The organism is Pantoea sp. SJZ147 (assembly GCF_007828605.1).
GTDB lineage: Bacteria > Pseudomonadota > Gammaproteobacteria > Enterobacterales > Enterobacteriaceae > Pantoea > Pantoea allii.
The window spans coordinates 67,413-82,154 of sequence record NZ_VIVB01000002.1 but is presented as its reverse complement, the minus strand read 5'-3'; the positions used below and the strand labels follow the sequence as shown (position 1 = coordinate 82,154).

Here is a 14,742-nt window from a genome sequence, read left to right as displayed (position 1 = left end):
ATGGCCACATTAATCGCAGAAAACCTGGCGAAGGCATATAAAGGCCGTCGCGTGGTTGAAGACGTGAGTCTGCAGGTAAAATCCGGTGAAATCGTCGGTCTGCTGGGCCCCAACGGCGCCGGTAAAACCACCACCTTTTACATGGTGGTAGGCATTGTTCCGCGTGATGCGGGACGCATCATCATCGATGACGAAGACATCAGTATTCTGCCGCTCCATGCGCGTGCACGTCGCGGCATCGGCTATCTGCCGCAGGAAGCCTCTATCTTCCGTCGCCTGAGCGTGTACGACAACCTGATGGCGGTGCTGCAAATCCGCGACGACTTAACCGAAGAGCAGCGACAAGACCGGGCTAACGAGCTAATGGAAGAGTTTCATATTGCGCATCTGCGCGACAATATGGGGCAATCGCTGTCGGGCGGTGAACGCCGTCGTGTTGAGATCGCGCGTGCGCTGGCGGCTAATCCGAAATTTATCCTGCTGGATGAGCCGTTTGCCGGGGTTGACCCCATTTCCGTTATCGACATTAAAAAGATCATTGAACACCTGCGTGACAGTGGCCTTGGCGTGCTGATTACCGACCATAACGTGCGTGAAACGCTGGCGGTGTGTGAACGCGCTTATATCGTCAGTCAGGGCAACCTGATTGCACACGGTACGCCGAGCGAAGTCCTTGCAGATGAGCAAGTTAAACGGGTTTATTTGGGTGAAGAGTTCAGACTCTGATAAGGTGTCGTTAATACTGATGTTTACCCGGGAATATCCATCCTGTCTATGAAGCAAGGTTTGCAACTCAGGCTCAGCCAACAACTGGCAATGACCCCACAGCTGCAGCAGGCGATTCGTCTGCTGCAGCTTTCTACGCTTGAACTTCAGCAAGAGTTACAGCTGGCGTTGGAAAGTAATCCCCTGCTTGAGCAAACCGAACAGCACGAAGAAATAGACGCAAAAGAGTATCAGGAAGGCGAAGCGGGACTGGACACCCGTGAAGCGCTGGAACAGAAGGATATGCCCGAAGAGTTGCCGCTTGACGCGACCTGGGATGAGATTTACACCGCAGGCACGCCCTCAGGAACCGGTACCGATTATCAGGATGATGAACTGCCGATTTACCAGGGTGAAACCACGCAGTCTCTTCAGGACTACCTGATGTGGCAGGTGGAGTTAACGCCTTTTAGCGATAACGATCGTGCCATTGCCACATCCATCGTCGATGCCATCGATGACACGGGTTACCTTACCGTTTCGCTTGAAGACATTCTTGACAGTATCGGTAACGATGAGCTGGAAATGGATGAGGTTGAAGCCGTGTTGAAGCGCATTCAGCGTTTTGATCCGGTCGGCGTTGGCGCGCGCGATTTACGTGACTGCCTGCTGGTGCAGCTGTCGCAGTACGCGCCCGAAACGCCTATGCTGGCGGAAGCCCGGTTGATCGTCAGCAGCCATCTTGATCTTCTTGCTAATCATGACTTCCGCAGCCTGATGCGCGTGACGCGTCTGAAAGAAGACGTGCTGAAAGAGGCGATGCTGCTGATTCAGTCGCTCGATCCACGTCCGGGGCAGTCGATTAACACCGGCGAACCGGAATACGTTATTCCTGATGTGCTGGTACGCAAAGTCGCGACGCGCTGGACGGTTGAGCTCAACACCGACAGTCTCCCGCGACTGAAGATTAACCAGCAGTACGCCGCCATGGGCGGTGCCGGACGTAACGACAGCGACAGTCAGTTTATCCGCAGCAACTTGCAGGAAGCCCGCTGGCTGATTAAAAGCCTTGAAAGCCGTAACGAGACATTATTAAAAGTCTCCCGCTGTATTGTTGAGCAGCAGCAGGCCTTTTTTGAGCAGGGAGAGGAATTTATGCGTCCCATGGTGCTGGCCGATATTGCCCAGGCTGTCGATATGCATGAATCGACCATTTCCCGCGTTACCACACAAAAATACCTTCACAGCCCGCGTGGCATTTTTGAACTGAAGTATTTTTTCTCCAGCCATGTTAATACTGAAGGTGGCGGAGAAGCGTCATCTACCGCTATTCGTGCGCTGGTGAAAAAATTAATCTCGGCGGAAAACCCCGCCAAGCCCTTGAGTGACAGTAAACTGACCTCCATGTTATCTGATCAAGGGATAATAGTGGCACGTCGAACCGTCGCTAAATATCGCGAGTCTTTGTCCATACCGCCTTCAAATCAGCGTAAACAACTGGTTTGACAGAAATGAGAAGGAAGACCTATGCAGCTGAACCTTACCGGGCAAAACGTTGAAATCACCGACCCCTTGCGGGCGTTCCTGACGACAAAATTTGCCAAACTGGAACATTACTTTGATCATATTAATCAGGTGTATGTTGTCCTGAAAGTGGAAAAGGTGACGCAAATCGCCGATGCGACCCTGCACGTCAATGGTGGCGAGCTGCACGCGACCTCTGAAGCGGAAGATATGTATGCGGCGATTGACGGATTGATTGACAAGTTGGCCCGTCAACTGACCAAATATAAAGACAAGCTAAAAAAACACTAACCTTCACGCTGGCAGGCGCGCCCGGCGCGCAGAGCTGAAAGGATGGGGCGGATTAACCGCCCCGTTTTGTCATCTATGCCAGCGCCATTCACTCGCTACGTGATATCTGCGTATTGATTCGATGGCTATGTGAACTCGCAAGTGAAACGATAATGAACAATGATTTAACACTGGAATTGAGCACAGTGCTTTCGCCAGACTGCACCCGCAGTAGCGTACACTGCCAAAGCAAAAAACGGGCGCTTGAGATTATCAGCGAACTGGCCGCTAAGCAGCTCAACCTGCCGCATCAAACGTTGTTTGAAGCGATTCTTACGCGTGAGCGTATGGGGAGCACCGGTATCGGTAACGGTATTGCCATTCCGCATGGCAAGCTGGAGGAGGATACCTTACGGGCCGTAGGCGTTTTTATCAGCCTGGAGCAACCCATTGCTTTCGATGCCGTGGATAACCAGCCCGTCGATCTCCTTTTTGCGCTGCTGGTTCCGGCTGACCAGTGTAAAACCCATCTACATACGCTGTCGTTAGTGGCAAAACGGCTGGCGGATAAAACGGTTTGCCGCCGCCTGCGTGCCGCGCAGAGCGATGAAGAGCTGTATGCGATTATTACCGAAGAACCAACAGAGCAATAAAGCGCGTGATTTACCGGTTTGAACCGGATTTAAAACGGGAGAGAAGGTCATGGTGCTGATGATCGTCAGCGGTCGGTCAGGCTCAGGAAAGTCAGTGGCGCTCCGCGCGCTGGAAGACATGGGTTTTTACTGCGTTGATAACCTGCCAGTGGTACTGTTGCCACAGTTAGCAGAGTCACTGGTCGAGCGCAATATCTCTGCGGCGGTCAGTATTGATGTGCGTAATATGCCTGAATCTCCTGAGATTTTTGAAACAGCGCTCAACAATCTGCCTTCGGCATTTTCACCGCAGCTGCTGTTTCTTGATGCCGATCGCAACACGCTGATCCGTCGTTACAGTGATACGCGCCGCCTGCATCCGTTATCCAGCAAGAATCTGTCGCTGGAAAGCGCGATTGATGAAGAAAGTGACCTGCTTGAGCCTCTGCGTTCGCGTGCCGATCTGATTATTGATACCTCAGAAATGTCGGTACATGAGCTGGCTGAAATGCTGCGTACCCGCTTGCTGGGTAAACGCGAGCGTGAGCTGACGATGGTGTTTGAGTCGTTTGGCTTCAAACATGGTATTCCCATCGATGCCGATTACGTCTTTGACGTGCGCTTTTTGCCTAACCCACACTGGGACCCCAAGCTACGTCCGATGACGGGCCTGGATCGGCCTGTCGCCGCGTTCCTCGATCGTCACACCGAAGTCCATAACTTCATTTATCAGACGCGTAGCTATCTGGAACTCTGGCTTCCCATGCTGGAGACCAATAACCGCAGCTACCTCACCGTGGCGATCGGTTGTACCGGCGGTAAGCACCGTTCGGTTTATATCGCAGAGCAGCTGGCTGACTATTTTCGCTCACGCGGTAAAAATGTACAGTCTCGTCATCGCACGCTGGAAAAACGTAAATCATGACCGTTAAGCAAACTGTTGAAATCAGAAATAAGCTGGGCATGCACGCGCGCCCCGCCATGAAGCTGTTTGAACTGGTACAGAGTTTCGATGCAGAAGTGCTGTTACGCAATGAGACCGGTACCGAGGCGGAAGCCAGCAGCGTTATTGCGTTACTGATGCTGGACTCCGCCAAAGGCGGTCATATTGAGATAGAGGCCAGCGGCCCGCAGGAAACCGAAGCGCTGGCCGCTGTCATTGAGCTATTCGAAGCCGGATTCGACGAAGACTAACGTCAGTTCAGGTGATTGCGCTGCAGAAAGCCTTCTCCACCTAACTGACGCATCTGACGCAAAATCCACTGCTGGCGTTGACGAACATAGCCTGACGGCGCGTCTGCGCGAAAGCGCAGTGGATTCGGTAAGACCGCAGCCAGCAATGCCGCTTCTGACATGGTTAAACGGCTGGCGGGCTTATTAAAGAAGCGGCGTGACGCAGCCTCTACCCCAAAAGTGCCTTTGCCAAACTCCGCGATATTCAGGTAGACCGTTAAGATCCGGCGTTTGGTCCACACCGTTTCCAGCCCAACGGTTAATCCCGCTTCCAGCCCTTTACGAATCCAACTACGTCCATCCCATAAAAACAGGTTTTTTGCCGTTTGCTGCGACAGGGTTGATGCACCGCGCATCCGGCTATCACTGTCGTCCAGAACGGACTGGATGGCTGCCACGTCAAAGCCCCAATGGTTGGGGAAGTTTTGATCTTCTGAAGCAATAACGGCCAGTTTCATCCAGGGCGAGATTTCCTCTCGGCCTACCCAGTCGGAATGGGATACGTAGCCAAAATCGCCCCTAAACCAGGCACCTATTTGGCGCTCCGCCATCACCGCAGAAAATGGCACCGGTGCAAACGAAAAGAGTAAAATGCCCGCCAGCCACAGTCCCACCCAAATCAATACAATGCGCATCACCAGCGGCTTAATACGCCGCCACAGATTCCCTTTATGCTTACTCATACGATCGTCTCAAATTTTTTTTGTGTTAATTAATTTCAGGCGTAATCACCACCCGCAATAAAAATCTTTACCGAAAAAGACGGGGTGACAATGTGCAATGTTTATAACAAGAGAATGAAAATGCATTGAGAATGCAACAATAGTTTGAATGAGTTCAATTACTTCCGCAGAGAAGGAATCGGTTCCATCCTCTCTGTCGTGCGCTCTACTTTTTCAGAAAGATGATACCATTTTGTGACAATACCTCGCCTCAATGTTTCATATAACTTATGTATAATTCTGTTGGAGCAGCAAACTGTTTCCATTAGCTGGAGACAAAATGTTCTTTCAGTCGTCATGTTTCGTGTTTTAACTGTTACAAGACGGTGTTTTAACCCTATGTTTTCACCGAACTATAAAGCGTTTTCTATCGGTAAAACCTTTTAATGGTGCGGGAAGATCAGGTTTTCCGAAACGTTTTGGGTCCGCGGGAACGAATTTCTTCATTATTCTTTATTATCATAAGTTTATATCTATTTTAATCCAGAACAACGGTGGAAAATTTTGGTTACAGCGCGCAACACAGGTTTTGTTAACAAATTTGGGTTAAGCCCGTACAAAAAACAGAAGTTTTGATTAAAAAATAACCAATGTGACTGTTTAATTGATTCCTTGCTTGACTATGTTGTCGAATTAATGTTTCCTGTATTTAAACGCGGTTCAACATCACAAATTTTAATGAATCTTGTCACAAGGTAATTTGAATTTGCTAAGGTGTTGCAAGTGTTAACCAATACCCCGCTGTTGCATTGAAAACATTAAGCATAGCAGCAGCGTCTTTTTCCCTGGTGTTGGCGCAGTATTAGCGCACCCCGGCCTCGGCTGGGGTCATTTTTTTGTACTACCGCTGTTTTTCAGCCACCCACTCGCGCAGTACTTGCACATCGTGTCGCCATTCACGCTTAAGCTCTTCAACCCATTCGCCCACATTGTCCCACCAGGCCGGTAACTCAGGGCTTTGAATTTGCTTTGCCACCTGCTGAAGGTGCTGCAGACCCACCGATCCCGCTGCGCCTTTGATCTTGTGCCCCTCTTCAGCAATGCCTTTTTGGTCGCGCGCCATCAGATTAGAATCCAGTACATCCAGGTAACCCGGCATCATCTGTTCAAACATGGTCAGACTTTGCGTGATCAGATTCGGCCCCACCAGCTCAAGGTATTGCTCAAGCATCGGGATATCCAGTAATGCATCGGATTGACTGGCGCTCGCCGCCGTCACGGGCAGGCCATCACTTTCAGGCTGATAGTCCCAAAACTTTTTGATAATGGCCGTTAACGCCGGTACGGCAAGCGGTTTACTGAGCACATCGTCCATGCCCGCATCAAAATACTCTTTTTTATCTTTCAGCACGTTGGCCGTTAAGGCGACTAACGGTGGCAGGTTTGCATCAGGATGTTGCTGGCGCAGGGCGCGTGAAACGTCCATTCCGGTCATGTCCGGCAGTTGGATATCTAACAGCACCAGATCGAACTCCAGCGGATCGAACATCTCCAGCGCCGCCTTCCCGGTCATGGCCACCTCTACGCTGCACCCAAGTTTTTCCAGCACCGAGCGGGCCACGATCACATTCAGCTCGATATCTTCCACCAGCAGCACATGTAAGGCCGGCAGCGGCAGCGTATCGTCCACGCCCTCATCTTCCACTTCCTCTGCGATGCGCGGAGCTTTTATCACCACCGTAAAGCAGGAGCCCTGCCCCGGTGCGCTGCTTACGCTGATATCCCCGCCCATGGCCTGCGCCAGACGGCGTGAAACCGCCAGGCCGATACCGGTTCCGGTCGCCGGCTTGCCGCCATGCTGGTCGGTGACCTGATAGTACATAGCAAAAATTTTATCCTGCTCTTCCTGACGAATCCCCTGCCCGGAATCCTGTACCTCAAAGCGCAGCGTTTCATCCTGCTCGTAGGCCACACGCACGAAAATCTCTCCCTGCTGGGTGAATTTCACGGCGTTGCCAATCAGGTTCCACAAAATCTGTCGCAGGCGCGTGCCATCGGTAGAGATTTTATGCGGCAGCGGTAACTGCGGTGCCATCACAAACTTCAGCCCTTTCGGCTGGGCCAGTAAGCCTGAGAGGTTTTCCAGATCGGCAAGGAAACTGGTGAAATCGACCGGCTGGTTATCCAGCTGGACCTTACGACGTTCGATCTTATCGACTTCAATCACGTCATTGAAAATATTGCCCAGGGTAATCGCAGAGACGTGAATGGTTTTAAGGTACTTGAGCTGCTCCTGATTCAGATCGGTATCCAGCAAAATACGACTCAGGCCGACAATGCCGTTAAGCGGCGTACGAAGCTCGTGGCTGATCGTTGAGATAAAGGTGGTCTTCTCCCTGCTGGCGCTCTCCAACGCGTCCTGGTAGCGTTTACGCTCGGTTATATCGCGTCCGAAGCCCATCAGCCCACTCCGCTTACCTACCCGATCGTAATAAGGTACTTTACGGATCTCAAAACAGGCTTTACGCCCATCGGGATACTGCAACCACTGTTCATAGGTGAGTGACACGTTATGCCGGAAGACCTTTTCATCGGTTTCAAGGACTTTGGTGGCCGTGTCATTGTCATAGATGTCGCGTGGCGTAAGCCCAATCAGCTGTTTTTCGCTTTTGCCGGTTAACAGTTCCATGGCGCGGTTACAGCCTGAGAACTGTTTGTCGATGTTGCGATAAAAGACCAGGTCCGGTGACGCATCCAGGAAAGAGCGCAGAAAGGAGGACTGTTGCTCCAGTTCGATTTGCGCCTGTTCGCGACGAGCGACCTCTTCGCGCAGCTTCGCCATCACCTGCTCACGTGCCTCTTCGGCTTTTTTACGGTCGGTGATTTCCTGATTGAGCTGGGAAATGGTCTCTTTCATCTGCTGGTTCAGTTCAAGATCGCGCGTACGCATCTCTTCCAGCTTATCCACCAGCCGTGCCAGGCGCTGGCGTGACTCTTCCAGTTGATCCACGACGACAGAAAGAAAGTAGACCGCCCAAGGGGTGATGAGCAGACCAAAAAAGACCGATCGGACCATATCGATACTTTCAACATGACCACGCAGCACCATGGTCACGGCCATCTGAACAATCATGGCCAGCACGACCAGCGCCGACGCCAGTAACAGCGAGAAACGTACCAGGCCAAGCTTAACCATCAAATCAACATAATATTGCGCCAACAGGCGAATCTGTTTCATAAACACTCCCTGGATGAGAACAGGCACATGATAGCGTATTTACTTCGCGATCGTCGCAATGCATCCGGTGAGATCGCAGCGCTAACGCACTTTAATGGTGCAAAAGTCGGTTGCTTCGCCGACGTTCATGACCTTAACGCTAAAACCCTTGACTAATTGTGCTAACTCAATGAATCTGTACGGCCGCCTGTCAAAAAGGCGCGCCTTATCTGCTCGTCTTTTTTCGCCTGGCAACGTCCCTTTGCCGCGATTTCCTGCTTTTTATGCATACTCATTCATATAAATCGTAGTTTTAAGCAACCTACCGTAATTAATTTTGCTAATCATGCCGCCCTTATTCATTCAAATTTGCTGCTATAAGAAAAACAGATACATCCTGCGCTTCCACTGCCTGCAGCAGCATTTGATGCTGTTTAGCACCTCGTCTCCAGCATACTTAAGTGATTTCACGCCTACAGCACAGTGATACAGTTCACATTTCATCCCCTGCACCTTAGTGAAAAACTGACACATTTTAGACATAAAAACATAATAATTTCATTCGGTTAACGAAATAAAAGCGAGATTAAACTGTGTCAGACTCGCTATTTGACCTCGATTCGCTTTCCCGATAAGTTGGAATTCCGCTGAAAGCTTTCATGATGGGCACGCGTCACGGCATATCTATGCAACATGACGTCCACATGGTTTGAGTCATCTCCTTTCGAGAACGGAAAAAACACGCACTACGCATCAAGGGGCATCTCCTCCTGACGCTGAAAAGTGCGCAAAACCCAACCGCGCAGGCTGTCAGGCGCGGAAATGAAAGAATTTGCGCTGGGAAGATTGTGTAGTTGAACTCAGTGCCTGAAACAATGCAGGTAATGTCTAGAGCAGTTTAAGGAGACCCTCAATGTCCAGTAAAAAACCTGATTCCTATGGCTTATACAACCCAGCAGCAGGAAGTGACAGCTGTGGTGTAGGTTTCATTACCCGTAAGGACGGCGAGCAGACCCATGAAATTCTGCGTATGGCGCACAGCGCGCTCTGCACGGTGCCGCACCGCGGTGGCATGTCTGCTGAGGGCGTTGGCGATGGCGCAGGCGTTAACGTCGATCTTTCACTGCATTTCTTCCGTAAAATTACCGGTCAGGCGCTGGAAGCCGGTCGCTTTGGCGTCGGTAACTTTTTCGTTCCTAAAGACGTTGAACTGCGCGCCAATGCCGAACGTTTGGTAGAAGAGACGTTAAGCCGTTTTAACCTGCCGGTTATCATGAAACGCGAAATGCCGCTGGATAACAGTGTGACACGTCCGGCTGCCGTGCAGTTTCAGCTTCCTATTGTGCAGTGGATTTTTGCCGCACCTCAGGACATCAGTGACCAAAGTGATTTTGAAAAACAGATCTATCGCGCACTGTTGACTATTGAGGCGCAGGCCTTTACCCAAAGCGAGTTCGGCGGGTTATATCCGCTGTCGCTGTCATCCCGCACACAAGTCTTTAAAGCCCGCCTGAACTCGAATGAAGTGATTCCTTACTTCAAGGATCTGACCGATCCCGATCATCAGGTACGCGGACTGTTTTTCCACACTCGCTTCTCAACCAATACCGATCCGCACACCACCATGGCGCAACCTTTCCGGTTGATGGCCCATAACGGTGAGCTGAATACCGACCGTAAAAACCGTATCGCCGAATCCGCGCTGGCCTCTGCCCGTGGCAAAACGATTGTACGACCAAAAGGTCAGTCTGACAGTTCGCGCCTGGACCAGAGTATTCACAGCCGGTTGATGGAAGACGATCTGGATCTGATCACCGCCGTGGTTTCCATGATGCCCCCGGCCTGGGAAAACGATACCGCGCTCTCCCCTGCCGTCCGCGACATGCTGGAGTATTTTTCGCTGTACGAAGAGAAAAACGATGGCCCTGCCGCGCTCATCTTTGGTAACGGCGAAGTGATTGGTGCACGTCTTGATCGCCTGGGGCTGCGTCCACTGCGTTCGGTTGAAACGGCGGAGTATATTGGTGCCATGTCTGAAGCGGGCCAGATCGCGTTCCCACCTGAAAGCGTGCTGCGCCGTGGTCGTATCGAAGCTGGCGGGATGCTCTATTTTGATCATCGCGAAAAGCGCAGTTACACCACGCATGAGGCGCTGGAAAAACTGGCTGCAGAAAAAGACTATGCCGCATTGGTCAGCAAATCGCGTGTCGATTTGCAAGAGTTGCCGGTCATTCCCGCGGAACAACAGGGCTCTCCCCTGCGCTATCGCGGCGATCTGAAAACCTATCAGCGCTTCGTGGCTTACTACTACAACCAGGAAAGCTTCAAGTTCATGATGGACCCCATGCTGAACACCGGCGCAGAGAAAATCTCGGCGATGGGTTACGGCAACGCCATCAACGGCCTGTCCGATCATGAAGGCGGCATGGCGCACTATTTCTCACAGCGCTTTGCCCAGGTGACCAACCCGCCGCTGGACTCCATTCGTGAAGCAGACGGCATGACGCTGCGCGTAGCCCTGGGGGCGAAACCGCATCTGGGACGCAGTAAAGGCCGCCAGATCATCGTGCCTACGCCGATTCTGACCCATCTGGACATGCTACAGCTGCGTGAACAGAACGTCGCGCCTTATGCCCGCTTTGACATGCTGTATGAACCGGTAATCGGCAAAGACCTGCTCAGCCGCACGGCCAACGCCAGTGCGCTGGAAAAAGCGATTGACGATCTGGCCCAGCAGGTGGTGGATTTTGCCCGTTCACAGGGCGGCATCGCGGTACTGACCGATCGCCATATCTCCTCCACGCAAGCGGCCCTGCCAATGCTGCTGGTTATCTCTGCGGTTAACCAGCGTCTGGTGCAGGAAGGCTTACGTCTTGACGTTTCACTGGTGGTAGAGAGTGGGCAGATTATCTCTTCCCATCATATTGCTGCCACGCTGGGCTTTGGCGCATCGGCCGTTTATCCGCTTGGCGTGCAAATGCGCGCTGAGGAAAAATTTGGTGAAGGCGAGGAAGGCAATAAAGCCTTTAAACGCTACGCCAAAGCCGCTGAAAAAGCTCTGATGAAAACCATGGGCAAAGTCGGCCTGTGTACCGTAGAGAGCTACAGTAGCGGTGAATTCTTTGAGCCTAACTTCCTGAATACGGACGATCCGGTCCTGAGAAAGTATTACCCCAATATCAAAACGCCCGTCGGCGGCGCAGGCTTTGCCACTATCGCGCAGATGGCGGTGGACTGGCATCAAAGCGCACTGAAAATTCAGGGCGAATCCGAAGTGCCACTGCTGGGGCTGTTTAAAGAGCGTGCAGAAGGCGCGGGCCACTCTTACGGCACCATTGCCGTACGCACCTTTATTGATATGACTGAAGAACCGATTCGCTTCGCGGACAAAGCGCGTGAAGAGGATAACTTTATTCGCCTGATGACGCTGGCCCGTCTGGACAATGCCTTTGGCATCAAGCCAGAGACATTCAAAGACAGCAGCTTTGAGCGCATCCCGGATGACGTGATGAATAATTTTGCCATTACGGCCGATTATCGTCAGTTCTCCAGCCTGATGTATGAAGAGCGCAAGCGCCGTCCCGCTGCGCTGCGCGATATCCTGGCCTTCCCGGCGGACCTGACCCACATCGACAGTGAAGCCGAATTCCGGCGTAAGCTGGGTCGCTACTCGCTGACCAACAATGGCTTTGCCACGCGCGGTCTGGTATGTGATGCCATTGAAGGCAGCCAGAACGCCTTTATGTTGCGTCTGACCGATGCGATTGTCGGGCTGAAGCCGGAGAGCGAGCGCCTGCTTAACCTGTCTCGTGCGCTGAAAGCCCGCTTTAATGACGAAATTGAAACGGCTGAGGTGGTCGCCGGTGGCCTGAAAGTGACCGCCAGCGGCAAAGCGGCAGACTATCTGTCACGTATCTTTACCGCGCTGCCGTCGCTGCCGCTGAGCGATATTCAACCCGCGTGTGAAATCACCCGCACATTCGCCTCTGGCGCAATGAGCCACGGCGCGCTGGTGGCTCCGGCGCATGAAGCGGTCGCGCACGGCACCAATATGGTTGGCGGCATGAGCAACTGCGGTGAAGGCGGCGAACACTACTCGCGTCACGGCACCATTCGTGCCTCACGCATCAAACAGCTGGCCTCTGGCCGCTTCGGTGTCTGGGCGGCTTACCTTGCCGATCCGATGCTGGAAGAGCTGGAGATCAAAATCGGCCAGGGTGCGAAGCCCGGCGAAGGCGGCCAGCTTCCAGCGGCCAAAGTGACCGTGGAGATCGCAGCAGCGCGTGGCGGCACGCCGGGCGTTGAGCTGGTTTCTCCCCCGCCGCACCATGATACTTACTCAATTGAAGATCTGGCGCAGCTGATTCACGACTGTAAAGCGGCCCGCGTACGCGTCATTGTGAAGCTGGTGTCCTCCGAGGGAATTGGCACCATTGCCGTCGGCGTGGCAAAAGCCGGTGCTGACGTGATTAACGTTGCCGGTAACACCGGCGGCACAGGCGCGGCCTCGGTGACCAGCCTGAAATATACCGGGCGCGTAGCGGAAATCGGCATCGCCGAAGTCCATCAGGCGCTGTGTGCAAACGGTCTGCGCGACAAAGTGCTGCTGCGCTGCTCCGGCGCACAGCAAACCGGCAGCGATGTAGTGAAATCCGCGCTGCTGGGCGGCGACAGCTTTGAGTTTGGTACCACTGCGCTGATGATGCTGAAATGCGTGATGGCGAAAAACTGTAACGTCAAATGCCCGGCAGGGTTAACCACGAACGCCGAAGCGTTTGATGGCGATCCACGTCAGCTCGCACAGTATTTCCTGAACGTCGCACACGAAGTGCGTGAGATTCTGGCGCGGATGGGCCTGCGCTCCCTGCGTGAAGCGCGTGGTCGCGCCGATCTGCTCCACCTGATGGATCACCCGCTGGAAGTGGGCAAGCTGGATCTGCGCGCGATGCTCACCGTGGTGCCAGAACTGAAAATCGACAAGCCGGTTTACCTGGAAAAAGATTTTGAGCTGGATGACATCTGGGTTGAAGAGCTCAGCCAGCAGCTGGTGGAACAGGGCAAAACAACGCTGCAGTTGGGCCACGAGGTCGTGCTTAACAACCGCAATAAAAGCGTGGGCGGTCAGTTAGCTATCGATATTGAGCGCATGCTGAATCACACCCTGACGGCGGCACAGATCCAGGCGATGCCTGCCGTGCTGCAGGACGATCGCGGTCGTCGCTACCTGGCACCTGAAACGGTAAACATCACCACAACAGGCTCAGCAGGTCAGTCCTTTGGTGCATTCTGCAATGACGGCATGGTGATGAAACATCGTGGCACCTGTAACGATGGCGTCGGTAAAGGCCAGTGCGGCGGCGAACTGGTGGTGTTATCACCCGGTGGCGGCGCACAGGACAGCGATGGCAACGTCCTGATCGGTAACTTCGCCCTGTTTGGCGCAACCGGCGGCCGTCTGTTCGTTCAGGGCCAGGCGGGCGACCGTTTCGCGGTACGTAACTCCGGTGCAACTGCCGTGGTGGAAGGCGTCGGTGACTTTTGCTGCGAATATATGACCAACGGCGCAGTGTTAAACCTGGGCACTTTTGGTAAAGGCTTCGGTAACGGCATGAGCGGCGGTTTTGCTTACCAGTACGATCCCTATGGCTCACTGGCCAACCATGCGGCAGGCGATTCTGTCCTGTTTGGCTCCATTGCCGACCAGGATGAGCTGGCGCAGATCCATAAGCAGGCGGTCTGGACCATGCTGAACTGGCACCTTGCGGCCACGCAGTCTCCGCGTGCCGCCTGGCTGCTGGAACACTGGGAAACCGAGTGTCAGCACTTTGTTTACGTGATGCCACGTTCTCTGCTGCTTTATCAGGACGGCGGTGAAATTCTGAAGGCGAAATCCCGTAAGGATTTGCTGGAAGAACTGTCGACGGCGCTGGCTGCCCATCAGGTAGCCAAATTCAAAGCCGCCTGGCGTGAAGGCAAAACCATTGCTGACGGTGCGGTACCAGCCTACGGGGCGACCGATACGCAGGAAATGTTTGTTTTGCTCAACAACTACACCGTACTGAGCTTTGCGCAGCAGCTGGCATTAGGTAAGTTACCGAAAGGCACCTCAGTTGAGGCCCCTGCCGTGGAGAAAGCCGTCCGCAATTTGCTGATGACAGAAGACTTTTCTCTGATCAGTAAACTGCAACGCCATGCGCGAGCAGCCATTGAAAACTACAGTGACAGCGAGTTGGCCAGCCTGATCGGTTCAAAACGCATGTCCGATTATAAAGCGGCACTGACGCAACGTAACATCCGCTCGATGGACAGCCTGGCCACCTATGGCTGGATCATGTATCAGGATGCCTGCAACCGTGAAATCCTCGGTCGCCTGCCTGATTTTGAAGAGTTGTTTGCACGTGCGGCGTTACCTGAAATTGCAGCAGCGGTGGGTAAACTGGCCTGACAGCAGAGTCAGTGAACAGAACTGTGTTTAATCATGATTACCCGGATTTATTCG

The 14,742-nt window shown here is 53.0% G+C and carries 9 protein-coding genes; 7 read left to right on the top strand and 2 right to left on the bottom strand.

Going from position 1 to position 14,742, the window contains the following annotated elements; translation table 11 throughout:
- From lptB to npr, 6 genes are all read left to right on the top strand, one after another.
- Positions 1 to 726 carry an LPS export ABC transporter ATP-binding protein gene (lptB, locus tag FBY13_RS03095; RefSeq protein ID WP_063878136.1) on the top strand — a complete coding sequence of 242 codons (726 nt, stop codon included), beginning with the start codon at positions 1 to 3 and terminating at the stop codon, positions 724 to 726.
- Between the two features lie 48 nt (positions 727 to 774).
- Positions 775 to 2,211 carry an RNA polymerase factor sigma-54 gene (gene rpoN / locus FBY13_RS03090; protein WP_096011459.1) on the top strand — a complete coding sequence of 479 codons (1,437 nt, stop codon included), beginning with the start codon at positions 775 to 777 and terminating at the stop codon, positions 2,209 to 2,211.
- 21 nt (positions 2,212 to 2,232) lie between these two features.
- Positions 2,233 to 2,520 (top strand): ribosome hibernation promoting factor, encoded by a 288-nt coding sequence (hpf, locus tag FBY13_RS03085; RefSeq protein ID WP_063878134.1) that lies wholly within the window; start codon positions 2,233 to 2,235, stop codon positions 2,518 to 2,520.
- A gap of 152 nt (positions 2,521 to 2,672) precedes the next feature.
- A complete protein-coding gene (gene ptsN, locus FBY13_RS03080; protein ID WP_063878133.1) occupies positions 2,673 to 3,152 on the top strand; it encodes a PTS IIA-like nitrogen regulatory protein PtsN in 480 nt (159 codons plus the stop codon).
- A gap of 49 nt (positions 3,153 to 3,201) precedes the next feature.
- Entirely contained in the window at positions 3,202 to 4,056 is an 855-nt protein-coding gene (gene rapZ, locus FBY13_RS03075; protein ID WP_063878132.1) for an RNase adapter RapZ, read from the top strand.
- Positions 4,053 to 4,325: a PTS phosphocarrier protein NPr gene (npr, locus tag FBY13_RS03070; protein ID WP_063878131.1), complete on the top strand. Its 273-nt coding sequence runs from the start codon at positions 4,053 to 4,055 to the stop codon at positions 4,323 to 4,325. The genes rapZ and npr overlap by 4 nt, the downstream gene beginning before the upstream one ends.
- 2 nt (positions 4,326 to 4,327) lie before the next feature.
- Here npr and mtgA read toward each other — a convergent pair whose 3' ends face one another.
- Complete coding sequence (mtgA, locus tag FBY13_RS03065) at positions 4,328 to 5,047, bottom strand: monofunctional biosynthetic peptidoglycan transglycosylase (protein ID WP_109716702.1); 720 nt, start codon at positions 5,045 to 5,047, stop codon at positions 4,328 to 4,330.
- 880 nt (positions 5,048 to 5,927) lie between these two features.
- A complete protein-coding gene (gene arcB / locus FBY13_RS03060; RefSeq protein ID WP_145393452.1) occupies positions 5,928 to 8,264 on the bottom strand; it encodes an aerobic respiration two-component sensor histidine kinase ArcB in 2,337 nt (778 codons plus the stop codon).
- A gap of 892 nt (positions 8,265 to 9,156) precedes the next feature.
- On the opposite strand from arcB, the gene FBY13_RS03055 reads away from it, so the two are divergent.
- A complete protein-coding gene (locus FBY13_RS03055; RefSeq protein WP_145393451.1) occupies positions 9,157 to 14,688 on the top strand; it encodes a glutamate synthase-related protein in 5,532 nt (1,843 codons plus the stop codon).
- Positions 14,689 to 14,742: the final 54 nt, after the last annotated feature.

Coding starts and splice junctions, on each gene's coding strand:
- ptsN (WP_063878133.1), top strand. CDS start 2,673: ATGAACAATGATTTAACACTGGAATTGAGCACAGTGCTTTCGCCAGAC.
- npr (WP_063878131.1), top strand. CDS start 4,053: ATGACCGTTAAGCAAACTGTTGAAATCAGAAATAAGCTGGGCATGCAC.
- lptB (WP_063878136.1), top strand. CDS start 1: ATGGCCACATTAATCGCAGAAAACCTGGCGAAGGCATATAAAGGCCGT.
- rpoN (WP_096011459.1), top strand. CDS start 775: ATGAAGCAAGGTTTGCAACTCAGGCTCAGCCAACAACTGGCAATGACC.
- hpf (WP_063878134.1), top strand. CDS start 2,233: ATGCAGCTGAACCTTACCGGGCAAAACGTTGAAATCACCGACCCCTTG.
- arcB (WP_145393452.1), bottom strand. CDS start 8,264: ATGAAACAGATTCGCCTGTTGGCGCAATATTATGTTGATTTGATGGTT.
- rapZ (WP_063878132.1), top strand. CDS start 3,202: ATGGTGCTGATGATCGTCAGCGGTCGGTCAGGCTCAGGAAAGTCAGTG.
- mtgA (WP_109716702.1), bottom strand. CDS start 5,047: ATGAGTAAGCATAAAGGGAATCTGTGGCGGCGTATTAAGCCGCTGGTG.
- FBY13_RS03055 (WP_145393451.1), top strand. CDS start 9,157: ATGTCCAGTAAAAAACCTGATTCCTATGGCTTATACAACCCAGCAGCA.